Origin of the sequence: Streptomyces sp. CWNU-52B, assembly GCF_047444975.1 — a bacterium.
Classification (GTDB): domain Bacteria; phylum Actinomycetota; class Actinomycetes; order Streptomycetales; family Streptomycetaceae; genus Streptomyces.
In genome coordinates, this window is sequence record NZ_JBLFJV010000001.1 from 113,023 (window position 1) to 139,941 (window position 26,919).

Genomic DNA, 26,919 nt, shown 5'->3' on the forward strand with positions numbered 1-26,919 from the left:
CGCTCACGCCGACATGGGTCGCTGCACCCTGATCGACTGCAACAACCCCACCGCCACCCACACCGCGAACATCGACGACCCGCCGTACGACACGAAGGGCAGTGGCAGCCCCGCGACCGGCATGATCCCGAGGGTCATCCCGACGTTCTCGAAGGCCTGGAAGGCGAACCAGGCGATGATCCCGGCGGCGACGATCGTGCCGTACAGCTCCGTCGTCTCGCGGGCGATCCGGCAGGCCCGCCACAGGACGACCCCCAGCAGGACCAGGATGAGCCCCGCGCCCACGAAGCCGAGCTCCTCGCCCGCGACCGTGAAGACGAAGTCCGTCTGCTGCTCGGGCACGAACTGCCCGGTGGTCTGCGAGCCCTTGCCGAGCCCGGTGCCGAACAACCCGCCGGAGCCGATCGCGATCCGTGCCTGGTTGGTGTTGTAGCCGACGCCCGCCGGGTCCAGCTCGGGGTTGGCGAAGGCCGCGAAGCGGTTGATCTGGTACTCGTCGAGGATCTTGAGCTGCCAGACCGCGATCGCCCCGAGCGCGCCCGCGCCGATCAGACCGAAGATCCAGCGGTTGGAGGCGCCGGAGGCGAGCAGCACCCCGAGCACGATGATGACCATGACCATGACCGAGCCGAGGTCGGGCATGAGCAGCACGACCAGTATCGGTACGACGGCCAGGCCGAGCGCCTGGAGGACCGTACGGTGGTCGGGGTGCGGCTTGTCGCCCGCGTCGACCCGGGCCGCGAGCAGCATCGCCATGCCCAGGATGATCGTGATCTTCACGAACTCGGAGGGCTGGAGCGAGAAGCCGCCGCCGATGACGATCCACGCGTGGGCACCGTTGATGGTCGCGCCGAGCGGGGTCAGCACCGTCAGGACCAGCAGGACGGAGATCCCGTACAGGATCGGTACGGCCGTGCGCAGGGTGCGGTGGCCGAGCCAGACCGTGGCGATCATCAGGGCGAACCCGATGCCCGTGTTGAGCAGATGCCGGAACAGGAAGTAGTACGGGTCTCCCTGGTTGAGCTCGGTGCGGTTGCGGGTCGCCGAGTAGACGAGGGCCGCGCCGATGAAGGAGAGCGCCAGGGCCGCGAACAGTATCGGCCAGTCGAGTCTGCGGGCCAGTGAGTCACGGGCGAGCAGCCGCGTCCAGCCGGCGCGTTCGGGCCCGTACCCGGAGACGGAGAAACCGTTCGCGCCGGTCATACGATCAGCCTCCGCCTCTTCCTCGGGCGGGCCGAGCGCCGGCGCGTGTCCCGGTTGGTTCCGTTGTCGCGGCCCGGCACCGTGGCGGCCGGGTCGTCGGCCGCCACCTGCTGCTGCCCCTCCTCGGTGGCCTGCTCGTCGGCCTTCGGCGGGTACACCTCGGCCTTCGGGGAGTCGATCGACCCGTCCTTCTCGATCTTCGGGAGGCTCTTCTGCGGGGTGGGGAGCAGGGCCTTCTTCTGGTCGATGGCGCCGTCGTCGGAGACTCCGTACAGCGCGTCGTAGATGTTGCGCACGGCGGGGCCCGAGGCGCCGGAACCCGTACCGCCCTGGGAGATGGTCATGATGACCGTGTAGTCCTTGGTGTACGTGGCGAACCACGAGGTCGTCTGCTTGCCGTAGACCTCGGCCGTACCCGTCTTGGCGTGCATCGGGATCTTGTCCTGCGGCCAGCCGCCGAACCGCCAGGCGGCCGTACCGCGGGTCGCGACTCCCGCGAGGGCGCCGTCTATCTCGTCGCGGGTCTTCTTCGTCATCGGCAGCTTGCCGTGCGACGTCGGCTCGATCTCCTGGACGGTCTTGCCGTCCGGGCTGACGATCGCCTTGCCGACGGTCGGGTCGTAGAGCGTGCCGCCGTTGGAGATGGCCCCGTAGATCGCCGCCATCTGTATCGGGGTGACGAGTGTGTCGCCCTGGCCGATCGAGTAGTTGACGGAGTCACCGGCGCGCATCCGGTTGCCTTCGAGGCAGTTCTCGTAGGCGATCTGCTGGGCGTACGAGCCGCCCTTCTTGCCGTACTTGCACCAGGCGTCCTTGTTGGCCTTCCAGTAGTCCTGCTTCCACTGGCGGTCGGGGACGCGGCCGGTGACCTCGTTGGGGAGGTCGATGCCGGTCTCCTTGCCGAGGCCGAACTGGTGGGCGGTCTTGTAGAACCAGTTCTTGGCGTTCTTCTTCGGCGTGATGCCGCCGTCCTTCTTCCACTCCTCGTGCGAGAGGCCGTAGAAGACGGTGTCGCAGGAGACCTCCAGGGCGCGGCCGAGGCTGATCGGGCCGTACCCCTTGGACTCGAAGTTCTTGAAGACCTGGCCGCCGATGGAGTACGAGGCGCCGCACTGGTAGGGGCCGTTGAAGGAGTAGCCGGCGTTGATCGCGGCGGCCGTGGGGATGACCTTGAAGATCGAGCCGGGCGCCGACTGGCCCTGGATGGCGCGGTTCAGGAGCGGGTAGTTGGAGTCCTTGCCGGTGAGCTTCGTGTAGTCCTTGCCGGAGATCCCGCCGACCCAGGCGTTCGGGTCGTACGACGGGTTGGACGCCATCGACACGACGCGGCCGGTCTTGGCCTCCATCACGACCACGGCGCCGGAGTCGGCCTTGTAGTTCTCGCCGGTGTTCTTGTCGAACTCGGTACGGGCGACCTTCATCGCCTCGTTCAGTTCGTACTCGGCGACGCGCTGGACGCGGGAGTCGATGCTGGTGACGACGTTCGCGCCGGGCTGGGCCCGGTCGCTCTCGGCCTGGCCGATGACGCGGCCGAGGTTGTCGACCTCGTAGCGGGTGACGCCGGCCTTGCCGCGCAGCTCCTTGTCGTACTGGCGCTCCAGGCCCGAGCGGCCCACCTGGTCGGAGCGCAGGTACGGCGACTCGGTGTCCTCGGCCTTGGTGATCTCCTCGTCGGTGACGGGTGAGAGGTAGCCGAGGACCTGCGCGGTGTTGGCCTTGCCGGGGGCGGCGTAGCGGCGGACGGCCTGCGGTTCGGCGGTGATGCCGGGGAAGTCCTCAGCGCGCTCGCGGATCTGCAGGGCCTGCTTGGGCGTGGCCTCGTCGGTGATGGGGATCGGCTGGTAGGGCGAGCCGTTCCAGCAGGGCTGCGGTGTCTTCGCGTCGCAGAGCCGGACCTTGTCCCGTACGTCCGCGGCCTTCATGCCGAGGACGTCCGCGAGCTTGGTGAGGACGGCGTCGCCGTCGTCCGGCATCTTCGACAGGTCGGTCCGGGACGCGGAGACCACGAGCCGGGTCTCGTTGTCGGCGATCGGCACTCCGCGGGCGTCCAGGATCGAGCCGCGCACGGCGGGGCTGACGACCTGCTGGACGTGGTTGCCGGAGGCCTCCTTGGCGTACTCGTCGCCGTTGCGGATCTGGAGGTACCAGAGGCGCCCGCCGAGGGTGCCGAGCAGGGAGAGGACGAGGATCTGGATGACGATGAGCCGGATCTGGACCCGTGGGGTCCGGCCGGTCTCCGGAATGTTGGTCACTGCTCCCCCTCCCTCGGCGTGTTCGGTGTCGCTGTCACAGCCGCTTGACCCCCTTGATGCGTCCCGCGCGGGCCACGCGTGCCTTGGCGGCCTTCACTCTCAGTCCGCCGCGCTGGTTGCCGATGCGCAGGCCCGTGCCGGAGGTCAGCCAGCCCGCGGCGACGTCGGCGGATTTTCCGGAGCCGCCCGTGTCGGCGAGCGGGTCGTTCTCGGCGCGCCGGGCCAGGGCCATGATCCCGGGGACGACGAACGGCGCGAGCAGCAGGTCGTACAGGGCGGCGGTGAACAGCAGGCTGCTCAGGCCGACATGGCGGGCGGCGGTGTCGCCGACGAGGGCGCCCACTCCCGCGTACAGGAGGGTGGAGCCGATCGCGGCGGCCACCACCACGGCCATCGGGCCCGTCGCGGATCGGAGCTGGCCCTTGTCTGGCTTGGCGAGTCCGGCGAGGTAGCCGATGACGCACAGCACGAGGGCGTAGCGTCCGGCGGCGTGGTCGGCGGGCGGGGCCAGGTCGGCGAGCAGGCCGGCGCCGAAGCCGACGAGGGCGCCGCCGACGTGGCCGTAGACCAGGGCGAGGCCGAGGACCGTGAGCAGCAGGAGGTCCGGCACGGCGCCCGGCAGGTGCAGCCGGGCGAGGACGCTCACCTGGACCACCAGGGCGACGATCACCAGGGTCGCGGAGAGCAGCATTCGGTTGAAGCGCATGGGGAACTCAGCTCCTACTGCTCTTGCTGCACGCCGTCGGCGGGCGCGCCCGCCGACGGCGTGACCGTCACGGTCACGGTCGGCGTGGGCGTGGGCTTGGGTTTGGGCGGCAGCACCTCGTCGCGCGGGTCCTTGCGCGGGGCCTGGACGACGACACCGACGACGTCGAGCTTGGAGAACGACACGAACGGCGTGACGTAGAGCGTGCGGGTCAGGTCACCGCCGGAGGGGTCGACGCGGGACACCAGACCGACCGGGACACCGGGCACGAACGGCTTGTCGGCCTGGGAGCCGAAGGTGACCAGACGGTCGCCCTTCTTGATCTTGGCCTTGCCGTTGAGCAGTTCCACGCGCATCGGGCGGTCGCCCTGGCCGGAGGCGAAACCGAGCTCGTCGGTGGCCTCCATGCGGGTGCCGACCGTGAAGTCGGGGTCGTTGGCGAGCAGCACGGTGGCGGTGTGGGGGCCCACGGTGGTGACGCGCCCGACCAGGCCGTCGCCGTTGAGGACCGTCATGTCGCGCGTGATGCCGTCGTTCTCGCCCACGTCGATGGTGACGGTCCAGGAGAAGCCCTGGGCCGCTCCTATGGCGATGACCTCGGCGCCCTTGATGCCGTACTGACCGGCGCCCGCCGTCTTGAGGATCTTGTCGAGCTGTCCCGAGCGGCTGCGGTTGCGGTCGTCGCTGCCCAGTTTCGCCTTCAACTCGGCGTTGTCGCGCTCCAGTCGGGCGATGCGGTCGTGGCGGTCGCCGGAGTTCTTCACTGCCTCGATCGCGTTGCCGACGGGATCGACAGCGGTCGACACCCCGTCCTCGATCGGACCGAAGACCGTCGCGGCGGCGCCGCGGGCACCGTCGACCGGCGAGTCCTCACCGCCGCGGATGTCCACCGTGATCAAAGCGAACGCGATGGCGATCAGCAGCACCAGGAGCAGCCGGCTCTCTCGTGTGTCCCTCACGTGCGGCGGCCGTGCCTTCCTCGTCGGAATTCATGTATGGCTCACCCGGCGGGGTCCCGAAGAACCCGGAGCGCCCGGAAGGGCGGAACTCACCGATGTCGTTCCGTGGGTGTCGTGCGGAACTCGCGGGTGTTATGGGAGAGCTTATGCCTCGATATCAACGATCCGCCGCACGAGAGGAGATCATCTCGTACGGCGGAATCGAAGAGTTACGTCATCTGCGCGGCTGGGCGTCCAGCACCTGCTGGAGCGCCTCGAATTCCTCGACGCACTTGCCGGCCCCGAGCGCCACGCTGTCCAGCGGGTCCTCGGCGATATGGATCGGCATGCCCGTCTCGCGGCGCAGCCGCTCGTCGAGGCCGCGCAGGAGGGCGCCGCCGCCGGTCAGTACGATCCCTCGGTCCATGACGTCGCCGGACAGCTCCGGCGGGCACTTGTCGAGGGTGGTCTTGACGGCGTCGACGATCGAGTTGACCGGTTCCTCGATGGCCTTGCGGACTTCGGCCGCCGAGATGACCACGGTCTTCGGGAGGCCGGAGACCAGGTCCCGGCCGCGGATTTCGGTGTGTTCGTCATTGTCGAGGTCGTACGCGGAACCGATCGTGATCTTGATCTGTTCGGCCGTCCGCTCACCGAGGAGGAGGGAGTACTCCTTCTTGATGTGCTGGATGATCGCGTTGTCCAGTTCGTCGCCGGCCACCCGGATGGACTGTGCCGTGACGATTCCGCCGAGCGAGATGACCGCGACCTCGGTGGTGCCGCCGCCGATGTCCACCACCATGTTGCCCGTGGCCTCGTGGACCGGCAGGCCGGAGCCGATGGCCGCGGCCATGGGCTCCTCGATGATGTGCACCTGGCGCGCGCCGGCCTGGGACGACGCCTCGATGACGGCACGGCGCTCGACGCCCGTGATGCCGGAGGGCACACAGACGACGACGCGAGGACGGGCGAGGTAGCGCCGCTTGTGGATCTTCAGGATGAAGTAGCGGAGCATGCGCTCGGTGATCTCGAAGTCGGCGATGACGCCGTCCTTCAGCGGGCGCACGGCAACGATGTTGCCCGGCGTCCGCCCGATCATCTTCTTCGCTTCCGCGCCGACCGCGAGGATGCCACCGGTGTTGGTGTTGATCGCGACGACTGACGGCTCGTTGAGTACGATCCCGCGACCCCTGACGTACACCAGCGTGTTGGCGGTCCCGAGGTCGACAGCCATGTCACGGCCGATGAACGACATTGAGTTCCCCATCAGGATTCGTCTGGCCTTCCCAAGTGGAGCTTTTGATGGCTTTTTAGGACGGCGAGGGTGAGCGCTGTGGCGTGAAGGCTTCCATCGTAGTCTCGCCTGCACGAACACTGCGCGAGGGTCTTCGCCATTGTCACCAGATGACGCGCCGCCTCGCTGCCGGAGACGGGCCATCGGAGCAACGCGTTCCCCCGATCGCCACGCATATGCCGGTGGATGACCACCATTCTGCGTGGCGCCCAGGTCAGACGCCTACCCATCTGACAAGGCTTCAGAAGATTTTCACACCGGGCTGCCACCAGGGTGCCACCGGGGTGTGCGCGAGGGTTACGCCAGGCCGGGGAAGAAGATCTTCAGCTCGCGCTCGGCGGACTCCTCGGAGTCGGAGGCGTGGATCAGGTTCTCCCGGACGATCACTCCGAAGTCACCACGGATGGAGCCGGGCGCGGCGGCGATCGGGTCGGTCGGGCCCGCGAGCGCGCGTACGCCGTCGATGACGCGCTCGCCCTCGACGACCAGCGCCACGACCGGGCCGGAGGCCATGAAGGTGACCAGCGGCTCGTAGAAGGGCTTGCCCTTGTGCTCGCCGTAGTGCTGCTCCAGCGTGTCCTGGTCCAGGGTGCGCAGCTCCAGCGCGGTGATCTGCCAGCCGGCCTTGCGCTCGATCCGGGTGAGGATCTCGCCGGTCAGGCCGCGACGGACCGCGTCGGGCTTGAGGAGGACGAGGGTGCGCTGGCTCACGGTGGTGGCTCCTTCGGGTCACAGATGTGCGGATGACGAGGCTACAGGGCGTGTCGGGGTGCGCGTCACGCAGTGTCAGCTGCTACGCGGGCACGGGCCGGGATTCCTCGCCCCCGCCGCCCCTACCCGTCCCGTCCCTGGGGCTGCCGCCCCAGCCCCCGCATCGCGCTGAACGCGCTCGTCCTCAAACGCCGGACGGGCTGAAAGACGAAAAGCCGGGGCGCAGCCCCGCTTTCAAGGGGCGCGGGGAACTGCGCGGCCGGCACCGACCCACCCGCACCCTTCGGCGGGCGCCCCGCTTCCTACCCCTCCGCCCCAGCCTCCGCAGCAAACCGTGACTTCGCCTCGTCGATCTTCCGCCCGAAGTGAACCGACGCCCACCACAACCCGGCGAACACCGCCCCGAGGAAGAACATCGTCGGCACCACGAACCCACTCGCGATCAGCAGGACCTGCAGCACCCAGCCCAGCTGGACACCCCCCGGCCGCGTGATCACCCCGCACAGGAGCACACACACCAGCATCGCGACCCCGCTCACCGTCCAGACCGTGGCCATGGACAGATCGGGATCCTTCATCGCCACCAGCCCGGCGAACCCGATCACGAAGAACTCACCGATCAGCGTCGAAGCACAGAGCGTCCGCACGACTCAGCTCCTCCCCAGCAGCAGCCGGGCCTCGCCGACCGTGACGACGGAACCGGTCACGAGGACACCACCGCCCGCGTACTCCGCCTCCTCCTCGGCCAGCGTGATCGCGGCCTCCAGCGCGTCGTCCAGCCGCGGCTCGACCTGCACCCGCTCGTCCCCGAACACCTCGACGGCGATCGCGGCCAGCTCGTCCGCGTCCATCGCCCGATGCCCGGAGTTCTGCGTCACGACGACCTCGGCGAAGATCGGCTCGAAGGCCTCGAGCAGCCCTCGTACGTTCTTGTCCGCGCTCGACCCGACGACCCCGATCAGCCGGCTGAAGTCGAAGACCTCACGGACCGCCTCGGCGGTCGCCCGCGCGCCCGCCGGGTTGTGCGCGGCGTCCAGCACGACCGTCGGCGACCGGCGCACGATCTCCAGCCGTCCGGGCGAGGAGACCGACGCGAAGGCCTTGCGGACGGTGTCGATGTCGAGCGGCTCGGGCCGCTGGGACCCGACACCGAAGAACGCCTCCACCGCGGCGAGCGCCACCGCCGCGTTGTGCGCCTGGTACGCGCCGTGCAGCGGGATGTACACCTCTTCGTACTCCCCGCCGAGCCCGCGGAGCGTCAGCAGCTGCCCGCCGACCGCGACGTCACGGCTGACCACACCGAACTCGAGCCCCTCACGGGCCACGGTGGCATCGACCTCGACGGCCTTCTTGAGCAGCACCTGGGCGGCGTCGACGGGCTGCTGGGCCATGATCACCGTCGCCCCCTGCTTGACGATCCCGGCCTTCTCCTTGGCGATCTCGCCGGGGGTCTCCCCCAGCCGGTCCGTGTGGTCCAGGTCGATGGGGGTCACCACGGCGACATCCCCGTCGATCACGTTCGTCGCGTCCCAGCTGCCGCCCATCCCGACCTCCACGACGGCCACGTCGACGGGCGCGTCCGCGAAGGCCGCGTACGCCATGCCCGTGAGCACCTCGAAGAAGGAGAGGCGGAACTGCTGACCGGCGTCGACCATCTCGACGTACGGCTGGATGTCCTGGTACGTCTCCACGAACCGCTCGGCCGGGATCGCCGCGCCGTCCAGGCTGATCCGCTCGGTGATCGACTGGACGTGCGGGGAGGTGTACCGCCCGGTGCGCAGGTCGAAGGCGCCGAGCAGCGCCTCGATCATGCGGGCCGTGGACGTCTTGCCGTTGGTCCCCGTGATGTGGATCGCGGGGTACGCGCGCTGCGGCTCGCCGAGCACGTCCATGAGCGCGGCGATCCGGCTCACCGACGGCTCCAGCTTGGTCTCGCCCCATCGCGTGGCGAGGTCGGCCTCGACCTGGCGCAGCGCCTTGTCGGCCGCCGGGTCGTCCGGGCGCGCGGGGACGTCGTCCTGCTGCTGGGCGCCCCGCGCGCGCAGGGTGCGGCTGCCGGCCTCGATCACCGCGAGATCGGGATCACGCTGCGTCTCGGCCTCGACGATCTCGTCGAACGGGTCGGACTCACTGCTGTCCTGCGGGATCTCACTCACCCCCCCAGTCTACGGAGCCCCCGCCCCCACCCGACGCGGGGCACAGCCCTCCCAGGGACGCGGGGAACGGCGCAATCTTCAGGGGCGCGGGGAACGGCGCAATCTTTTGTCTTCAGGGGCGCGGGGAACTGCGCAATCTTTTGTCCTTAGGGGCGCGGGGAACTGCGCGACCAGCCCCCACCGGACCCGCAGATCACAGCGCACCCACACGCACCCACCCCCCGCCAACCGCTACGCCGCAGGCAACCCCGCCAGCTGCACCCCGATCCGCGCGATATCCTCCTCCGCCTTGGCCAGCCGCCCCCGAATCTTGTCCACCACCTGATCCGGCGCCTTGGCGAGAAACGCCTCGTTCCCGAGCTTCGCGTTCGCCTGCGCCTTCTCCTTCTCCGCGGCGGCCAGATCCTTCGCGAGCCGCTTCCTCTCGGCGGCCACATCGATCGTCCCGGAGAGGTCGAGCGCGACCCGCGCCCCCGCGACCGGCAGCGTCGCCGTCGCCGAGAAGTCGTCCCCCTCGGGCTGCAACCGCAGCAACTGCCGGATCGCCGCCTCGTGCGGCGCGAACGCCGTCCCGTCGAGCGTCAGCCGGGCCGGAACCCGCTGGCCGGGCTGCAGCCCCTGGTCGGCACGGAAGCGGCGGACCTCCGTGATGACCTGCTGGAGCGCCTCGATCTCCCGCTCCGCGCCGGCGTCACGGAAGCCACTGTCCTGCGGCCAGTCCGCGATCACGACCGACTCGCCGCCCGTGAGAGTCGTCCAGAGCGTCTCCGTGACGAACGGCACGACCGGGTGCAGCAGCCGCAGCGTGACGTCGAGGACCTCGCCGAGGACCCGCTTGCTGACGTCGGCGGCCGCGCCGCCCGCCATGAACGTCGTCTTCGACAGCTCGACGTACCAGTCGAAGACCTCGTCCCAGGCGAAGTGGTACAGCGCGTCGGAGAGCTTCGCGAACTGGAAGTCCTCGTAGAACGCGTCGACCTCGGTGACCGTCTCGCCCAGCCGGGAGAGGATCCAGCGGTCCGTCGCCGACATCGACGAGGCGTCCGGCAGCGGGCCTTCGACCGTCGCGCCGTTCATCAGCGCGAACCGCGTCGCGTTCCAGATCTTGTTGGCGAAGTTGCGGGACGCCTGGACCCAGTCCTCGCCGATCGGCACGTCCGTACCGGGGTTGGCGCCGCGGGCCAGGGTGAAGCGGACGGCGTCGGAGCCGTACGCGTCCATCCAGTCGAGCGGGTCGACGACGTTGCCGAACGACTTCGACATCTTCTTGCCGCGCTCGTCACGGACCAGACCGGTCAGCGCGATGGTCTTGAAGGGGACCTCGCCGTCCATCGCGTACAGGCCGAACATCATCATCCGGGCGACCCAGAAGAAGATGATGTCGTGGCCGGTGAGCAGGACGTCGGTCGGGTAGAACTTCTTGAGGTCCGGGGTCTGTTCGGGCCAGCCGAGCGTGGAGAACGGCCACAGGCCGGACGAGAACCAGGTGTCGAGGACGTCGGTGTCCTGCCGCCAGCCCTCGGCCTCGGTGCCCGGCGGCTGCTCGTCGGGGCCGACGCAGACCGTCTCGCCGTCCGGGCCGTACCAGATCGGGATGCGGTGGCCCCACCACAGCTGACGCGAGATGTTCCAGTCGTTGAGGTTGTCGACCCAGTCGAAGTACCGCTTCGACATGTCCTCCGGGTGGATCTTCACCCGGCCGTCGCGGACCGCGTCACCTGCGGCCTGCGCGAGCGGGCCGACCTTGACCCACCACTGCAGGGACAGGCGCGGCTCGATGGTGGTACGGCAGCGCGAGCAGTGCCCGACGCTGTGGACGTACGGACGCTTCTCGGCGACGATCCGGCCCTGCGAGCGCAGCGCGGCGACGATCGCGGAGCGTGCCTCGAAGCGGTCGAGTCCCTCGAAGGGGCCGTGGACGGTGATGACCGCCCGCTCGTCCATGACCGTGATCGACTCCAGGTCGTGCCGGCGGCCGATCGCGAAGTCGTTCGGGTCGTGGGCCGGGGTGACCTTGACGGCACCCGTGCCGAACTCGGGGTCGACGTGCTCGTCCGCGACGACCGGGATGGTGCGGTCGGTGAGCGGGAGCTTGATGCGCCGGCCGACGAGGTGGCGGTAGCGCTCGTCGTCGGGGTGCACGGCGACGGCGGTGTCACCGAGCATGGTCTCGGCGCGCGTGGTGGCCACGACGAGGGTCTCGTCGCCCTCGCCGTACGTGATGGAGACCAGCTCGCCGTCGTCCTCCTGGTAGTCCACCTCGATGTCGGAGATGGCCGTCAGACAGCGGGGACACCAGTTGATGATGCGCTCGGCGCGGTAGATCAGCTCGTCGTCGTACAGCTTCTTGAAGATGGTCTGGACGGCCTTGGACAGGCCCTCGTCCATGGTGAACCGCTCACGGGACCAGTCGACGCCGTCGCCGAGCCGGCGCATCTGCCCGAGGATCCTGCCGCCGTACTCTTCCTTCCACTGCCAGACGCGCTCGACGAACTCCTCGCGCCCGAGGTCCTGGCGGGACTTGCCCTCCTCGGCGAGCTGCTGCTCGACCTTGTTCTGCGTGGCGATGCCCGCGTGGTCCATGCCGGGCAGCCACAGCGCCTCGTACCCCTGCATGCGCTTGCGCCTGGTCAGCGCGTCCATCAGCGTGTGCTGGAAGGCGTGGCCCAGGTGGAGGCTGCCGGTGACGTTCGGCGGCGGGATGACGATGGTGTACGGCGGCTTGTCGCTCGTCGCGTCGGCGGCGAAGTAACCCCGGTCGACCCAGCGCTCGTACAGCTTCCCCTCTACCTCGGCCGGCGCGTACTGGGTCGGCAGTTCGGGGGTTTCGGCTGGCGGCTGCTGCTGAGCGTTGTCGGTCACCCGCTCAGTTTAGAGGTGTCACAGGCCCGCTCCGAAACTCGATTACTTGGTAACGGTGCGGCCCCCGATGCTCCCGCCCTCCCGACCTTGGGCGAGGATGTTCGGAACACATAAGCATCTGGAGGGGAACCCAGAAATGAGCTACAACCAGCCGGGCCCGTACGGCGGGCAGCCCCAGCAGCCTGGACCGTACGGTCAGCCGGGTCCTTACGGCCAACCGCCGCAGGCCCCCCAGCCCGGCTACGGCTACCCGCAGCAGCCTCCCGGGCAGCAGCAGGGCTACGGGTACCCCCAGCAGTCCCCTCCCGGGGTTCCTCCGCAGCAGCCCGGCTACGGCCAGCAGCCGCCGTACGGTCAGCAGCCGCCCGGCGCCCCCTACGGCGCCCCGGTGCCGCCGGCTCCCGGCGGGGGCAAGAAGAAGACGGGCCTGGTCATCGGCGCGGTGGCGGTCGTGGCCGCGATCGCCGTCGGCGCGTACTTCATCATCGGCGGCAGCGGCGGCGGCTCGGACGTCGCGGACGACGGCCCGCACAAGCTGACGACTCCGGCGACGGTGCTCACCGAGTACAAGAAGTCCGAGGGCTCCGGCGGCGAGGGCATGTCCAAGTCGGACCTGAAGGACGCCGAGTCGTGGGGCGTGACGAACCCCAAGGACGTCAGCGCCTCCTACCAGTCGGGCGACAAGGACAACCCGCTGGCCGGCAAGGTGCTCAGCTTCGGCGGCGTGTACGGGGAGATCGAGGACCCCGAGAAGGCCGTCGACGGGATGTTCGCGTACATGGAGAAGGAGTCCAAGACCGAGGGGTCGGACAGCGACGTCCAACTGGTCGGCAGCCCGAAGGAGTACAAGCCCGCGTCCCTCGACGGCGCCGTGCTCAAGTGCCAGGAGGCCAACGTGGACAACTCCACCGGCGGCACGGGCCAGCCCAAGAACGTCAAGATGACGATGTGCGTCTGGGGCGACCACAGCACCATCGGTTTCGTACTGCCGATGGAGCTCTCGGACCTCGCGGCGGGCAAGAGCGCCGACCCCGTGGAGGCGGCCGAGACCACGGCGAGCTTCCGCAAGGAGGTCCGCGTCAAGATCTGACCGACGCGCACGACGACGGCGGCGGGGCCCCGGTCACCTGACCGGGGCCCCGCCGCCGTACTCACCCTGTGCGCAGGTGCTACGCGGTCTTCTGCTCCCCCGGGCCCCGGCCCCGCGCCTCGCGCGGGATCAGTGTCGGGTTCACGTTCGAGCGGACGACCTCCGAGGTGATGACGACACGGGCCACGTCCTTGCGGGACGGCACCTCGTACATCACCGCCTGCAGGACCTCCTCCATGATGGCGCGCAGGCCGCGCGCGCCGGTCTGGCGGAGGATGGCCTGGTCGGCGATGGCCTCAAGGGCCTCACGCTCGAAGTCCAGCTCCACGCCGTCCAGTTCGAAGAGGCGCTGGTACTGCTTCACCAGTGCGTTGCGCGGCTCCACCAGAATCTGGAGGAGCGCCTCGCGGTCGAGGTTGTGGACCGACGTGATGACCGGGAGACGGCCGATGAACTCGGGGATCATCCCGAACTTCACCAGGTCCTCGGGCATGACGTCCTCGAAGCGGTCCTTCGCCTCGAGTTCCTTCTTCGAGCGGATCGTCGCACCGAAGCCGATGCCCTTGGCACCCGCGCGGGACTCGACAAGCTTCTCCAGGCCCGCGAAGGCACCGCCCACGATGAACAGCACGTTCGTCGTGTCGATCTGGATGAACTCCTGGTGGGGGTGCTTGCGTCCGCCCTGCGGAGGCACGGAGGCCGTGGTGCCCTCCAGGATCTTCAACAGGGCCTGCTGGACGCCCTCGCCCGACACGTCACGCGTGATCGACGGGTTCTCGCTCTTGCGCGCCACCTTGTCGATCTCGTCGATGTAGATGATGCCCGTCTCGGCCTTCTTGACGTCGTAGTCCGCTGCCTGGATCAGCTTCAGCAGGATGTTCTCGACGTCCTCGCCCACGTACCCCGCCTCCGTGAGCGCCGTCGCGTCGGCGATGGCGAACGGGACGTTCAGCATGCGGGCCAGGGTCTGGGCAAGGAGCGTCTTGCCGGAACCCGTGGGGCCGAGCAGCAGAATGTTGGACTTCGCCAGCTCGATGGCGTCCTCGCGGTTCTGACCCGCGCTGTTCTCTCCGGCCTGGACCCGCTTGTAGTGGTTGTACACCGCGACCGAGAGGGCCTTCTTGGCGGACTCCTGGCCTACGACGTACCCCTCGAGGAACTCGTAGATCTCACGAGGCTTGGGAAGTTCCTCCCAGCGCACCTCGCTCGTCTCCGCGAGTTCTTCCTCGATGATCTCGTTGCAGAGATCGATGCACTCGTCGCAGATGTACACACCAGGGCCTGCGATGAGCTTCTTGACCTGCTTCTGGCTCTTGCCACAGAACGAGCACTTGAGCAGATCGCCGCCGTCACCGATGCGTGCCACGGTGTGCTTCCCCTTCGCCTGGGAGACGCCTAGGTCCAGCGGCTCCTGGTGCTGCCTTATGTCCGACGGTACCTTGCCGAGCCCCTCGTTCGGGCCCCCCTTGGCGCGGTTCACTTTGTCGTGAACCGAGCCAAGGAGCGGCAGACGATACAGCGCCGCGTCACGCGACCGAGGCGTTGTTCATCTTCCGGGTCGAAATGATCTGGTCGATCAGGCCGTACTCGAGGGCGTCCTCGGCCGTGAGGATCTTGTCGCGCTCGATGTCCTCGCGGATCTTCTCGATCGGCGTCGTCGAGTGCTTGGCCAGCATGTCTTCCAGCTGCGCGCGCATCCGGAGGATCTCGTTGGCCGCGATCTCGAGGTCCGAGACCTGGCCGCGGCCGGTCTCGCTGTAGGGCTGGTGGATCAGCACGCGGGCGTTCGGAAGGGCCATCCGCTTGCCCGGCGTACCGGCCGCGAGGAGGATCGCGGCGGCCGAGGCGGCCTGTCCCATGCAGACGGTCTGGACGTCCGGCTTCACGAACTGCATCGTGTCGTAGATCGCCGTGAGCGCCGTGAAGGAGCCGCCGGGGCTGTTGATGTAGACCGAGATGTCACGGTCGGGGTCCATCGACTCCAGGCACAGCAGCTGCGCCATGACGTCGTTGGCGGAGGCGTCGTCGATCTGCACCCCGAGGAAGATCACGCGCTCCTCGAAGAGCTTCGCGTACGGGTCGTACTCGCGGACGCCCTGCGAGGTGCGCTCGACGAAGCGCGGGATGACGTAGCGGGACTCCGCGCGAGGACCTGTGTACTCGGCCTGCGCGCGGTGGAATCCGCTGCCGGGGAAGTCGTTCACTGTGTCTCCTGAAGAGCCTGATAAGGGCTGAGGCGGTCGGCTGGGGGCTCGGAGGGGCTGGTGTCGGCCTGCACCGACGCCAGGGTCGGCGCTGAGCCGCCCTACGCCGCCCCGGTACCGCCGCCGCCCGGCATTCCGGCAGCGGTGGGCATGATGTCGTCGATGAGGCCGTAGGTCTTGGCCTCGATCGGGTCGAACCAGCGGTCCCGGTCCGAGTCGCGGGTGATCTGCTCCACCGTCTGGCCGGTGTGGAACGAGGTCAGCTCCGCCATCCGCTTCTTGGTGTGCAGCAGCCGCTCGGCGTGGATCTTGATGTCCGACGCGGAACCGGCGAGACCGGCCGAGGGCTGGTGGATCAGGATCTCCGCGTTCGGCAGCGCGAAGCGCTTGCCGGGGGTGCCGGCGCTCAGCAGGAACTGGCCCATGGAGGCCGCCATGCCCATCGCGATCGTCACCACGTCGTTCTTGATGTACTGCATGGTGTCGTAGATCGCCATGCCGGCGGTGATCGAGCCGCCGGGGCTGTTGATGTAGAGGAAGATGTCCTTCTCCGGGTCGGAGGCAAGGAGCAACAGCTGCGCCGTGATCTTGTTGGCGATGTCGTCGTCGACCGCCTGGCCGAGGAAGATGATCCGCTCGCCGAGCAGCCGGTTGTAGACCTGGTCGCCGAGGCCACCACCGATGGGGTCGCCGGCGGCTGTGGGCATCAGATTCGTCACGTATCCACCTGCTCGTCTTACGACGGCGCCGGGCCGTCTACACGTCTTCTGCTGGGGGCGTGGGACCCCGTGTGCGCGCCGTGTCGGACGGCTCCGGGGACTCCCCTGCCCTCGTACTCATGGACCCTAACGCGCGGGTCCCTCCGGGGAATCCCGCAGATGGAACTGTTCGCTGTGAGCGCATGTGCTCCGCCGGGTTCAGCAGGGAATTCACCGGGCTCGGCGCCCGCCGGCGCCCACCGCATGGGGGCGCGCCCGGCCCGGGACGGGGCCGCGGTCGCGTCTGCCACGGACGGCGCATCGGCGGGTGCGGCTCGTCGTGGGCCGCTCGCGCAGTTCCCCACGCCCCCAGAAAGGCCCTACGGGCCCCCAGGACATGTCCTGGGGGCCCGTAGTACGCACTGTGAGGATCAGGCCTCGGGCTTGGCCTCGGCCTCGGGCTTGGCCTCGGCGGGGGCCTCGGTGGCCTCCTCGGACTCGGCCGCGTCCTCGGTCGAGCCCTCGGCGGAGACCTCGTCCTCGTCGTCGTCCAGGTCCACGACCTCGCCGTTGGTGTCCTTGACGGTGGCGGCCTCGACGACCACGGCAAGCGCCTTGCCGCGGGCGACCTCGCCGACCAGCATCGGGACCTGGCCGCCCTCGACGACCGCCTGGGCGAACTGGTCGGGGGACATGTTGGAGGACGCCGCACGCCGCATGAGGTGCTCGGTGAGCTCCTCCTGGTTGACGTTCAGCTTCTCCTTGTTGACGAGCTCGTCCAGGACGAACTGCGTCTTGATGCCCTTGACCGCCGCGTCCTTGGTCTCGGCGTCGAACTCCTCGGCCGTCTTGCCCTGGATCTCGAGGTACTTCTCGAGGTCGAGGCCCATCTGGCCGAGCTGGTGGTGCTCCAGGTTGTGCTTGCGGGTGTTGATCTCTTCCTCGAGGAGCTTCTCGGGGACGGGCACCTCGACGAGCTCGAGCAGCTTCTCCAGGACGCGCTCCTGGGCCTGCGTGGCCTGGTCGTACTGCTTCATGTTCTCGAGGCGCTTGCGGCTGTCCGCGCGGAGCTCCTCAAGGGTGTCGAACTCCGACGCGAGCTGCGCGAAGTCGTCGTCCAGCTCGGGCAGCTCGCGCTTGGCGACCTGGGTGACCTTGACGGTGACCTCGGACTCCTTGCCGGCCGCGGAGCCGCCCTTGAGCTCGGAGGCGAAGGTGGCCTCGCCACCGGCCTCCAGGCCCGTCACGGCCGCGTCCACGCCGTCCAGCAGCTCACCGGAGCCGATGGTGTAGGTGACGCCGCTCGCGACGCCGTCCTCCAGGACCTCGCCGTCGACCTTGGCCTCCAGGTCGAGGGTGACGACGTCACCGTCCTCGGCGGCACGCTCGACGGGCGTGGTCGAGGCGAAGCGCTCGCGCAGCTCCTCGACGGCCTTGTCGATGTCCTCCTCGCCGACCTCGACCGCGTCAACCTCGACCTCGATGCCGGAGTAGTCCGGGATCTCGATGGCCGGGCGGATGTCGACCTCGGCGGTGAAGTTCAGCGTCTCGCCGTCCTTCAGCTCCGTGATGTCGACCTCGGGCTGGCCGAGCACGTTCAGCTCGGACTCGTTGACCGCGTCGGTGTAGAACTTCGGAAGCGCGTCGTTGACCGCTTCCTCAAGAACCGCACCGCGGCCGAACCGCTGGTCGATGACGCGCGCCGGAATCTTGCCCTTCCGGAACCCCTTCACCGTGACCTGCTGGTTGATCTTCTTGTACGCCGCGTCGAGGCTGTCCTTGAGCTCCTCGAAGGGCACCTCGATGCTGAGCCGAACCCGGGTCGGGTTCAGGGTCTCCACGGCGCTCTTCACGGTTCGGTCTCCTTGGGGGCTGACTTCTCTGGGTCCCGCTGACGATCTCCGCCGGATGGGGCGGGGACTCAGCGGATGGGCGGCCCTTGTTGGCGACCCTTGAGGGACGTAACAATGCAGACACACGGGCGCGCAGTTTGCATACTAGCCGCAGGCGCTACACGCCCCAAAAGGTGATCTCGCCGATCGTCCGGCACATGGTCCGGCACGGTGGTCGGGGTGGCGGGATTTGAACCCACGGCCTTCCGCTCCCAAAGCGGACGCGCTACCAAGCTGCGCCACACCCCGTCTGGTGCGACACGTAGGGTACATGCCCGCGGACCGTGCGACGCCCCATTTCCCCGGGCGCCGGCGCACGCCGGAACAGGGTGTGCGTCGAGGGGGTACGACCCGCTACGATGCTCCAGTGCCGCGCGTCACTGACCTGCGGCGCACGCTGTGCGGGCGTAGCTCAATGGTAGAGCCCTAGTCTTCCAAACTAGCTACGCGGGTTCGATTCCCGTCGCCCGCTCTCGACCGTCAGGGCCGGCCGGAGGTTCTTCCTCCGGCCGGCCCTGACGCGTTTCCGACTCTGGCGCCTTCCGGTCCAGGGGGACGAGGGTGGCCGACGTCCGGGATCGTGCGCAGGCGGGCGCCGGGAGCTGCCCGAAGACGTCGGCGTGGTCCGCGATCAGGCGGAAGAAGGGGGAAACCCCAGGGCGCCGGCGCGACGGGGTCGATCCGTGCGAGACGGCGGTACTCGGCCTGGCGGAGGGCGTACGGGGCCGGTGTCTGCCCAGGGCCGAGGTCGTCGGTCGGCCGGGGGCGAGCTCGCGTGTACGGCGGTCCGGGCGGTACCGCCCCGTCCGCTTCTCCGCCGCTCGCCCACCGTTCGCCGGGCCCTGGGAACCCGCTCAGAACTGGATCGAGTTGATGGTCTCCGCCAACGAGTCGAGGAAGCGTTGAATGTCGTCCGCCATGCCGGTGGAGGCCAGGAAGAAGCCGAAGAGGACGGCGACCACCGCCGGCCCTCCCTTGATCGACCCACCCCGTATCAACACCACCAGGACGATCCCCAACAGCAGCACCACTGACAGCGAAATGGCCACAACTGATCACACCCTACGGTCGGTCCGCTCTCCCGGCCCGGAGGTGCAACCCCACACCCCCGCCAGAACCATCGTGCCACCAACAGGCCCGCCGTATGCGGCGGGTGGGGCATCCATCGACCTCCGACGCGAACAGACGGACCTCTCCCGGCAATTCGAGCGGGCCCTCCCACGGGAAATCAAGGGTGATCGTTTCCATGTCCACACATCTGTTCACCCACTCGCCCGCACGCCCGTCCGCACACCGACTCACACCCTCGTCGGCACAACCCGTTCGCAGGTAATTCGAATAATTCGAATTGTCGCCACGGGCACATCGACGACCCCTCGAACAGGGCACCAACAGGACGCCAACAGGCCATCAAACGCGACTCAATCGGATATTTCACCAGAGTCACCCCTGGGCGTTATGCGACCTTTCGTCATGACGAATCGGGACGTAACACCCATACAGGGTGTGGTGATCGCCATAGTCGTCACCATGTCGACTTCGCCAAATCCTGGGTACCCGCAGGAGGATAAGCAGGAATCACCTCAGGGGTTTTACGGAATCCCATGGACAACGCTAGGGTGCCTCAGATGTCCTACGCTGCCTCGTCCCCCGCAGGTGCAGCGAGGTCGCGGATCGTCTCCCCCAGCTCCTGGTGGGAGGGTCTGTGACGAACTCGCTCCGCCCGCACGGCCAACAGAGGGTTCCACTCCCGCCGGCCCAGTCGTCGGCACCGGGAGCAACAAGCCCGCACCCGTCCACGGTGCCGCGGACTCCGCAGGCGGGCGCCGCCGCCGCCGGGCCGGACGCCAAGCCCGCCAAACAGCGCGACGCGTTCTTCGACAACGCCAAGTACCTGGCCATCGTCTTCGTCGCGATGGGCCACGCCTGGGAGCCGCTGACCGACCACAGCCGCGCCGCGGAGGCGCTCTACATGGTCGTCTACACCTTCCACATGCCGGCCTTCATCATCATCTCCGGCTATTTCTCCCGCAGTTTCGACATGCGCCCCGACCGGCTGCGACGGCTCATCACCGGTGTCGCCGTGCCGTACGTCCTCTTCGAAGTGGCGTACTCCCTCTTCAAGAGATGGGCGGACGACGACCCGGGGCACCCGATCAGTCTGCTCGACCCCTGGTATCTCACCTGGTTCCTGGTCGCGTTGTTCGTCTGGCGGATGACCGTCCCCCTGTGGAAGGTCGTGCGCTGGCCGGTACCGCTCGCGCTCGCCATCGCGATCCTCGCCTCCGTGTCCCCCGACATCGGCGACGACCTGGACCTCCAACGCGTCCTGCAGTTCCTGCCGTTCTTCGTCGTGGGCCTGTTCATGAAGCCCGAGCACTTCCAGCTGATGCGGCGCCGCGAGGTCCGGATCCTGTCGGTGCCGGTTCTCGCGATCACGCTGACCTTCGCCTACTGGGCGGCGCCGCGCATGAAGTCGGCCTGGTTCTACCACCGTGACAGCGCCCAGGAGCTGGGTGCGCCCTGGTGGGCCGGTGTCGTGATGACGCTCGCGCTGTTCGGCTGCTCGATGGTGCTCACGTCGTGCTTCTTCGCCTGGGTGCCGCGCCGCAAGATGTGGTTCACGGTCCTCGGCGCGGGCACGCTGTACGGCTACCTGCTGCACGGCTTCCTCGCCAAGGGCTCCCGTTTCTGGGGCTGGTACGACGAGTACACCTGGATGAGCCATCCGGTCGGCGAGGTCGTGATCTCCGTCTTCGCGGCGGCCCTCATCACCGCGCTGTGCACTCCGTTGGTGCAGCGGATGTTCCGCTTCGCGATGGAGCCGAAGATGGAGTGGGCGTTCAAGCGGGACGCCACGGAGGTCGCCCGCGAGCGGGCCAAGTCCGCCGCCGCGTCCGCCACATCCGCCAAGTCCGTCAAGTCCTGAGCCCGGCTCGACGCGTCCCGTGGGGCCCCGCGGCCCCACGGGCGTGCGTGCCGCGTCGATTCAGCCCGCGGGTTCGCCGTGGCCGGTCTCGCGGTTCCCCGCTCCCGCGCCCCTTCGAGGTGCCAGGCCCAGAAGTCCGCGCATCGTCGCGTACTTCTGGGCCAGTCTCGTCCTGGTCGGTTCGTCCAGGGCCGCGAGCCTCACCGGGTCCGCGTTGTGGGCCAGGTCCGACTCCTTCACCAGCAGGGCCCCCGGCGTGGCCAGCACGCGCTCCGCGTACGCCTCGGGAGACTCCCCCGCCCGCTTGGTGACAGCCAGCACGACAGCCTTCGTACGCGCGCTGAGCGCGGCCTCGGCCAGCCAGTCCGCGGAGAGCGCGTCGTCCTCGACGGAGTCGTGCAGCCAGGCTGCGGCGATCTGGTCCTCGTCACCGCCCCTGGCCCGCACCCCGTCGGCCACGGCCCGCAGATGCTCGGCGTACGGCCGCCCCGCCTTGTCCGTCTGAGCCGCGTGCGCGGCGCACGCCAGAGCCTCGACCTCGGCGAGCGTCAGCGTCCCGTTTTCAGTCATGTGTCGAGTGTGACCCAGGGGCCGGGACAGTGTCCCCCTTGTCACCCTTAATCGTTTGGTAAACTAACTACTGACGCTTTCTTGACGGTCTCTTGACCTGCACATCACGCTTGCCTTACACACCACGGAGGAACGGGCCCATCGGACACGCAGAGCTCCTGATCGCCATGGGCGGTGCCTTCCTGGCCGCCGCCGTTCTCGCCCGCGCGGGTGCCCGGATCGGGCTCCCCACCATCCCCCTCTTCATCCTGGCCGGGATACTGCTCGGCCCTCACACGCCCGGATTCGTGCTCGTCTCGGACCCGCACGACATGGAGATGCTCTCCGCGCTGGGCCTGGTGCTGCTGCTCTTCTACCTCGGCCTCGAGTTCCACATGGACGACCTCAAGGCGGGCGGGCGCCGGATGGCACTCGCCGGGGGCACCTACCTCGCCCTGAACGTCGGCGCGGGGCTCGGCTTCGGGTTCGCCCTCGGGTGGGGTACGTCCGAGGCGCTGGTGCTCGCCGGTGTGCTCGGTATCTCCTCGTCCGCGATCGTCACCAAAGTGCTGGTCGACACGGGACGGCTGGGCAACCCCGAGACCAAGCCGATCCTCGGCATCATCGTCGTGGAGGACGTCTTCCTCGCCCTCTACCTGGCGGCCCTCCAGCCGATCCTGTCCGGCTCCGACTCCCTCGGCTCGGCGCTCATGGACGGCGGCAAGGCCTTCGCCTTCCTGCTGCTCCTCGCGCTCGCCGCCCGCTTCGGTACGCGGATCGTGGGGCGCCTCTTCGACACCAAGGACGACGAGCTGCTCGTCATCTCCTTCCTCGGCGCGGCCGTGTTCGTGGCGGGGGTCTCGGAGTGGTTCGGGGTCGCGGACGCGATCGGGGCGTTCATGGTCGGTCTGATGCTCGGCAGTACGACGTCCGGCGAACGCATACTCAAGCTGGTGCATCCCCTCCGGGACGCCTTCGGCGCGATGTTCTTCTTCGCCTTCGGCCTCTCCATCAACCCGGGCGACCTGCCGACGGTTCTGTGGCCGGTTCTCGCCGCGGTGGCGCTGACGCTGGTCATGAACGTGCTGGCGGGGTTGGCCGCGGCCCGTGTCTACGGCTTCGGGCCCGGCCCTGCGGCGAACATCTCCACCACGCTGCTGGCGCGTGGGGAGTTCGCGCTGATCCTTGCCACGATGGCGGCGGTGGCGGGGCTGGACGCCCGTCTCTCGCCCTTCATCGCGGGGTACGTGCTCGTGTTGGCCGTGCTCGGGCCGCTGGCCGCGGGGCGGTCGGGGTGGCTGGCACGGGTGCTCCCTGGCGGGAAGGCTGCGCGGGAGGAGGAGGTCGGGGTGCGGGAGCCCGCGCAGGTCGGTTGACGGCCTTTCCTCGCCCCCGCCGCCCCTACCCTTCCCGTCCCTTCTGGGGGCTGCCGCCCCCAGACCCCCGCATCGCGCTGAACGCGCTCGTCCTCAAACGCCGGACGGGCTGAAAGACAGGGGCGCAGCCCCGCCTTTCAGGGGCGCGGGGAACGGCGCGCCCAGCCACAGCGGACCCGCACCCGACGAACGCCCGGGAAGGCGAGGGCGAAGCCCCGCCTACAAGGGGCGCGAGGAACTGCGCGACCAGCCACACCCGACCCGCACCCACCGAACGTACCCAGGAGGCGAGGGCGAAGCCCCGCCTCCAAGGGGCGCGAGGAACTGCGCGCCCAGCATCGACCCAGAAAGCGCCGCCGACGGGGCCCGTCACGCTCAGAGCGTCGCAGGCCCCGTCGTCGCGCCCTCACGGCAGATCAGCAGCAGCGCCCGGTCGTCGTTCACGTCCTTCGCCACCGCCTCGATCAGATGCCACGCCGCCCCGTGGAACCCGCCGGCCACATACCGGTCGGCCTCCCCGGTCAGCCGGTCGATGCCTTCGACGATGTCCCGGTCGGACGTCTCCACCAGTCCGTCCGTGAACAGCATCAGTACGTCCCCGGGCCGCAGCGACCCCTTCACCGGGTCGAACTGCGCGCCGTCGTAGACCCCCAGCAGCGGCCCGTCCGCGGTCTTCTCCTCCCAGCGGCCGTTGCCCGCACAGAGCTGAAGGCCCGGCGGGTGGCCTGCGGAGAAGAGTTCGTAGTCCCCCGAGTCCAGGTCCAGCACGAGGTGGATCGACGTCGCGAACCCCTCGTCCCAGTCCTGCCGGAGCAGATATCCGTTGGCCGCGGGCAGGAAGGCGTGCGGCGGCAGCGACCCCAGCAGCCCCCCGAACGCGCCGGAGAGCAGCAGCGCCCGCGACGCCGCGTCCATCCCCTTGCCGGAGACGTCCGTCAGGACCACTTCGAGGGTGCGCCCGCCGTTCGTACGGGCCGCGACGACGAAGTCGCCGGAGAACGACTGCCCTCCGGCCGGCCGCAGCGCCATCTCCCGGTGCCAGCCCATCGGCAGCGTCGGCAGCTTGCTCTGTACCCGGATCCGCTCACGCAGGTCGAACAGCATCGTGCCGCCCCGCCGCCACGGCACCCCGACCCGGCTGCGGAACTGGGCGATCAGCAGCCCGAAGAACCCGCACGCGGCCACGACCAGCACGATTCCCGGTGTCACCCTGGACGCGCCCTCGGTGTAGGGCCCGAGTCTCACGGACTCCACGATCAGCGCGGTGGCGGCCGCCGCGTACAGCCCGAGCAGGCTCGACGGGCGCAGCAGCAGCCCGCCCGCCACGATCGGCAGGACGAGCATCGCCGGTGAACACCAGACGGAGTTGACGAGTGTGACGCAGGCGATCACGGGAATGGTCATCAGGAGGCCGGCCAGCGCGACCCAGTCCGATCCGTCGCCCCGGAAGTAGTCGACGGCGGATCTGCGCAGGCCGGTGCGGACCCGGTGTACCTGCTTCTTCAACCGGGCCGTGAACGTATCGGCCTCTGCGCGCCGCTCGCGTCCTGCTGCCATTAGTTCGGGACCCTATCCATCGGACCAGGTGCTTGGCACGGGAGGTCCCACTTGTCCCCCGTCCGGGGACGGAAGTCACAGGGAAGCCCGGCCCCCCGAGAGCGTACGGCCGGATGGGGACCTGACACCGCCGAGCCGGGAGAAATCCAGTCGCTCATCCCGGATTGCCCTGGTAGGCATGGGGACATGACGACAGATCTGCGCGTGCTGCATCCGGACGACTGGGACGAGTGGTACTGGAAGCTGCAGCTCGCGTTCGGCGGAGTCGCGGAATCTCCCGAGGAGCGCACTCTATGGAATGATCTCACGGAGTTCGACCGCTCCCTCGGGGTCTGGGACGGCGCCGAGTGCGTGGGCACGGCCGGCGCGTTCTCCTTCCGGGTCACGGTCCCGGGCGGCGCCGCCGTACCGGCCGCCGGCGTCACGATGGTGAGCGTCGCCTCGACGCACCGCAGGCGCGGGGTGCTGACCTCGATGATGCGGCGTCAGCTGGACGACGTACGGTCCCTGGGCGAGCCCCTCGCCGTGCTCACCGCGTCCGAGCCCGCCATCTACGGCCGATTCGGCTACGGCATCGCGACCCAGCAACTGCGCGCCGAGATCGACACGGCCCGGGTACGGCTGTCGGTGCCGGACGGCACGGACGACGTACGGCTGCGCCTGGCAAAGCCCGACGCCCCGGACGTACGCGACGCCTGCGAGGCGGTGTACGCGCGACAGGTGGCGGCCCGGCCCGGGATGCTGCGGCGGGCGCCCGGCTGGGAGCGGCTGCCGCTGCTCGACCCGGTGAGCGAGCGCAAGGGCACCTCGCCGCTGCAGTGCGTGCTGGCGCGCCGCGGCGACGAAGTCGTGGGCTACGCGCGCTACTTCGTGAAGCCCGACTGGGACGCGGCCGGGCCCGAGGGCACGGTCGAGCTGCGCGATCTGGAGGCGCTCGACCCGGCGGCGTACGCGGCGCTGTGGCGTCACCTCTTCCACATCGACCTGACGTCCACGGTGAAGACGTACAACAGGCCCCTGGACGACGCCTGGCAGCACCTCGTCTCCGACATCCGGCGGTGCGGCGTCGCGCCGCGGGACTCGCTCCATGCGCGGCTCGTGGACGTCGGCGCGGCGCTGGACGCACGGACGTACCAGGCCCCGGTGGATGTGGTGTTCGAGGTCGAGGACGCCTTCTGCCCCTGGAACGAGGGGCGTTGGCGGCTCAGCGGGGACACGAAGGGCGCGTCCTGCGCGCGGACCACCGACCCGGCCGATCTCAGCCTTTCCGTACGGGAGTTGGGGGCGGCCTATCTCGGTGGCGTGTCCCTCGCCTCGCTGGCCGCGGCGGGGCGGGTGCGGGAGCTGCGCCAGGGCGCCCTCGCGGAGGCCTCGCTGGGCTTCGCCTCCACCGTGGCCCCCTGGCTGCCGCACGGTTTCTGAGGGAGCCTCAGGTCCCTCGCGCGCCGGAGGGGTCTCCTGCGCGCCCCGCCTCCCTCCCGTACGCCGGAGCACGGAAGCGCGGGAGGGGCCTGCGGCGCACAGGGCCGAGCGGGGCGGGGGAAGTTTTCGATGTTCGTGGCACGTGTCCAGCCGGTCCCGTGGGGCGGTGCCGCCCGCGCCGCTCCCCCGCCGCTCCCTCCGCGGCCGCCGCTCGACCTGCGGAAACCATCACCCCACGCACACATCGCGCCCATCGCCCCGTCCGCCGTGCCGCCGCGCGGGCGCTCCCGCCGGCCGGCGAGGACCACCGGGCGCCCTCCGACGCCGCTGTGCCATCCCTTGACACAGCGCGAAGAGCCGCTTGTATGGTCTAGTCCAACAGAACGCGCCGTTCCGTTCTGGGAGTTGGTCCTTCGCGGGATCGACACCCCCTGCGCGAACGGCCGGAGCGCGTCACCTTCGCGCCTCTTGGCCCCACCCGAGAGGCCGGTCCCGCCGCGTGCGGTCCCCCACACAGCCGTGCGTGCCCGGGAAGGCCTGATGTGAAGGAGTTCCACATGCACGCCAGCAGGAAGACGGCTGCCCTCGTAGGCGCCGTCCTCGCCCCGGTCATCGCCGTGAGCCTTCCCGCCGGTTCGGCGAGCGCCCACGGCTACATCTCCGACCCGCCCAGCCGCCAGGCGCAGTGCGCCGCGGGCACGGTGTCCTGCGGAGACATCACCTACGAGCCCCAGAGCGTCGAGGGCCCCAAGGGTCTGACCAGTTGCAGCGGCGGCAACAGCCGCTTCTCCGAGCTGGACGACGACAGCAAGGGCTGGACCGTCACACCGGTGCAGAAGAACACCACGTTCTCGTGGAAGCTCACCGCCCAGCACGCCACCAGCACCTGGGAGTACTACGCCGGCGGGCAGCAGATCGCCGTGTTCGACGACGGCGGCGCCCAGCCGGGCGCAGTGGTCAACCACCAGGTCGACTTCGGCGGTCTCAGCGGCCAGCAGAAGGTCCTGGCCGTCTGGAACGTGGCCAACACCGGCAACGCCTTCTACGCCTGCATCGACGTCAACGTCGGCGGCTGACAGG

Annotated in this window: 21 protein-coding genes and 2 tRNA genes; 6 read left to right on the forward strand and 17 right to left on the reverse strand. The window is 69.2% G+C overall.

Features of this window, described 5'->3' with window-relative positions; translation table 11 throughout:
• Window positions 1–3: 3 nt before the first annotated feature.
• The 9 genes from rodA to ACLVWQ_RS00525 form a co-directional block, all read right to left on the reverse strand.
• Window positions 4–1,203 carry a rod shape-determining protein RodA gene (rodA, locus tag ACLVWQ_RS00485; RefSeq protein WP_414106022.1) on the reverse strand — a complete coding sequence of 400 codons (1,200 nt, stop codon included), beginning with the start codon at window positions 1,201–1,203 and terminating at the stop codon, window positions 4–6.
• Window positions 1,200–3,455 carry a penicillin-binding protein 2 gene (mrdA, locus tag ACLVWQ_RS00490; RefSeq protein ID WP_414106023.1) on the reverse strand — a complete coding sequence of 752 codons (2,256 nt, stop codon included), beginning with the start codon at window positions 3,453–3,455 and terminating at the stop codon, window positions 1,200–1,202. Before mrdA ends, rodA begins: the two co-directional genes overlap by 4 nt.
• A 34-nt stretch (window positions 3,456–3,489) precedes the next feature.
• A complete protein-coding gene (mreD, locus tag ACLVWQ_RS00495; protein WP_414106024.1) occupies window positions 3,490–4,161 on the reverse strand; it encodes a rod shape-determining protein MreD in 672 nt (223 codons plus the stop codon).
• A gap of 14 nt (window positions 4,162–4,175) precedes the next feature.
• The gene (gene mreC, locus ACLVWQ_RS00500) at window positions 4,176–5,120 is read right to left on the reverse strand and encodes a rod shape-determining protein MreC (RefSeq protein WP_414106025.1); all 945 of its coding nucleotides are present in this window, start codon (window positions 5,118–5,120) and stop codon (window positions 4,176–4,178) included.
• 214 nt (window positions 5,121–5,334) lie between these two features.
• Window positions 5,335–6,354: a rod shape-determining protein gene (locus ACLVWQ_RS00505; RefSeq protein WP_107016277.1), complete on the reverse strand. Its 1,020-nt coding sequence runs from the start codon at window positions 6,352–6,354 to the stop codon at window positions 5,335–5,337.
• A 336-nt stretch (window positions 6,355–6,690) separates the two neighbouring features.
• Window positions 6,691–7,104: a nucleoside-diphosphate kinase gene (gene ndk, locus ACLVWQ_RS00510; protein WP_414106026.1), complete on the reverse strand. Its 414-nt coding sequence runs from the start codon at window positions 7,102–7,104 to the stop codon at window positions 6,691–6,693.
• 302 nt (window positions 7,105–7,406) lie between these two features.
• Entirely contained in the window at window positions 7,407–7,751 is a 345-nt protein-coding gene (locus ACLVWQ_RS00515) for a DUF4233 domain-containing protein (RefSeq protein WP_414106027.1), read from the reverse strand.
• A 3-nt stretch (window positions 7,752–7,754) separates the two neighbouring features.
• A complete protein-coding gene (folC, locus tag ACLVWQ_RS00520) occupies window positions 7,755–9,260 on the reverse strand; it encodes a bifunctional tetrahydrofolate synthase/dihydrofolate synthase (protein ID WP_414106028.1) in 1,506 nt (501 codons plus the stop codon).
• 231 nt (window positions 9,261–9,491) lie between these two features.
• Window positions 9,492–12,122: a valine--tRNA ligase gene (locus ACLVWQ_RS00525; protein WP_414106029.1), complete on the reverse strand. Its 2,631-nt coding sequence runs from the start codon at window positions 12,120–12,122 to the stop codon at window positions 9,492–9,494.
• Window positions 12,123–12,258: 136 nt separating this feature from the next.
• Between ACLVWQ_RS00525 and ACLVWQ_RS00530 the strand changes: the two genes are divergently transcribed.
• A complete protein-coding gene (locus ACLVWQ_RS00530) occupies window positions 12,259–13,212 on the forward strand; it encodes a hypothetical protein (protein ID WP_414106030.1) in 954 nt (317 codons plus the stop codon).
• 79 nt (window positions 13,213–13,291) lie between these two features.
• Here the strand turns inward: ACLVWQ_RS00530 and clpX are convergent, their stop codons facing one another.
• From clpX to ACLVWQ_RS00555, 5 genes are all read right to left on the reverse strand, one after another.
• Window positions 13,292–14,578: an ATP-dependent Clp protease ATP-binding subunit ClpX gene (clpX, locus tag ACLVWQ_RS00535; protein WP_414106178.1), complete on the reverse strand. Its 1,287-nt coding sequence runs from the start codon at window positions 14,576–14,578 to the stop codon at window positions 13,292–13,294.
• Between the two features lie 160 nt (window positions 14,579–14,738).
• Window positions 14,739–15,416 (reverse strand): ATP-dependent Clp protease proteolytic subunit, encoded by a 678-nt coding sequence (locus ACLVWQ_RS00540; RefSeq protein ID WP_414106031.1) that lies wholly within the window; start codon window positions 15,414–15,416, stop codon window positions 14,739–14,741.
• Between the two features lie 101 nt (window positions 15,417–15,517).
• Window positions 15,518–16,123 (reverse strand): ATP-dependent Clp protease proteolytic subunit, encoded by a 606-nt coding sequence (locus ACLVWQ_RS00545; protein WP_414106179.1) that lies wholly within the window; start codon window positions 16,121–16,123, stop codon window positions 15,518–15,520.
• A gap of 422 nt (window positions 16,124–16,545) precedes the next feature.
• Window positions 16,546–17,967: a trigger factor gene (tig, locus tag ACLVWQ_RS00550; protein ID WP_414106032.1), complete on the reverse strand. Its 1,422-nt coding sequence runs from the start codon at window positions 17,965–17,967 to the stop codon at window positions 16,546–16,548.
• Between the two features lie 211 nt (window positions 17,968–18,178).
• Window positions 18,179–18,255: transfer RNA gene (locus ACLVWQ_RS00555), tRNA-Pro, on the reverse strand.
• A 152-nt stretch (window positions 18,256–18,407) separates the two neighbouring features.
• Between ACLVWQ_RS00555 and ACLVWQ_RS00560 the strand changes: the two genes are divergently transcribed.
• Window positions 18,408–18,478, forward strand: a tRNA-Gly gene (locus tag ACLVWQ_RS00560).
• 382 nt (window positions 18,479–18,860) lie between these two features.
• On the opposite strand, the gene ACLVWQ_RS00565 is transcribed toward ACLVWQ_RS00560, so the two are convergent.
• The gene (locus ACLVWQ_RS00565) at window positions 18,861–19,055 is read right to left on the reverse strand and encodes a hypothetical protein (RefSeq protein ID WP_414106033.1); all 195 of its coding nucleotides are present in this window, start codon (window positions 19,053–19,055) and stop codon (window positions 18,861–18,863) included.
• Window positions 19,056–19,711: 656 nt separating this feature from the next.
• Between ACLVWQ_RS00565 and ACLVWQ_RS00570 the strand changes: the two genes are divergently transcribed.
• Entirely contained in the window at window positions 19,712–20,935 is a 1,224-nt protein-coding gene (locus tag ACLVWQ_RS00570; RefSeq protein WP_414106034.1) for an acyltransferase family protein, read from the forward strand.
• Between the two features lie 60 nt (window positions 20,936–20,995).
• Here the strand turns inward: ACLVWQ_RS00570 and ACLVWQ_RS00575 are convergent, their stop codons facing one another.
• On the reverse strand, window positions 20,996–21,505 hold the full coding sequence (locus ACLVWQ_RS00575) for an HD domain-containing protein (RefSeq protein ID WP_414106035.1): 510 nt from the start codon (window positions 21,503–21,505) through the stop codon (window positions 20,996–20,998).
• Window positions 21,506–21,672: 167 nt separating this feature from the next.
• On the opposite strand from ACLVWQ_RS00575, the gene ACLVWQ_RS00580 reads away from it, so the two are divergent.
• Window positions 21,673–22,860 (forward strand): cation:proton antiporter, encoded by a 1,188-nt coding sequence (locus ACLVWQ_RS00580; RefSeq protein WP_414106036.1) that lies wholly within the window; start codon window positions 21,673–21,675, stop codon window positions 22,858–22,860.
• Between the two features lie 375 nt (window positions 22,861–23,235).
• Here the strand turns inward: ACLVWQ_RS00580 and ACLVWQ_RS00585 are convergent, their stop codons facing one another.
• On the reverse strand, window positions 23,236–24,417 hold the full coding sequence (locus ACLVWQ_RS00585; RefSeq protein WP_414106037.1) for a PP2C family protein-serine/threonine phosphatase: 1,182 nt from the start codon (window positions 24,415–24,417) through the stop codon (window positions 23,236–23,238).
• A 186-nt stretch (window positions 24,418–24,603) separates the two neighbouring features.
• Here ACLVWQ_RS00585 and ACLVWQ_RS00590 point away from each other — a divergent pair, with 186 nt between their 5' ends.
• Window positions 24,604–25,839 carry a GNAT family N-acetyltransferase gene (locus ACLVWQ_RS00590; RefSeq protein WP_414106038.1) on the forward strand — a complete coding sequence of 412 codons (1,236 nt, stop codon included), beginning with the start codon at window positions 24,604–24,606 and terminating at the stop codon, window positions 25,837–25,839.
• Between the two features lie 557 nt (window positions 25,840–26,396).
• A complete protein-coding gene (locus ACLVWQ_RS00595) occupies window positions 26,397–26,915 on the forward strand; it encodes a lytic polysaccharide monooxygenase auxiliary activity family 9 protein (RefSeq protein WP_414106039.1) in 519 nt (172 codons plus the stop codon).
• Window positions 26,916–26,919 lie beyond the last annotated feature (4 nt).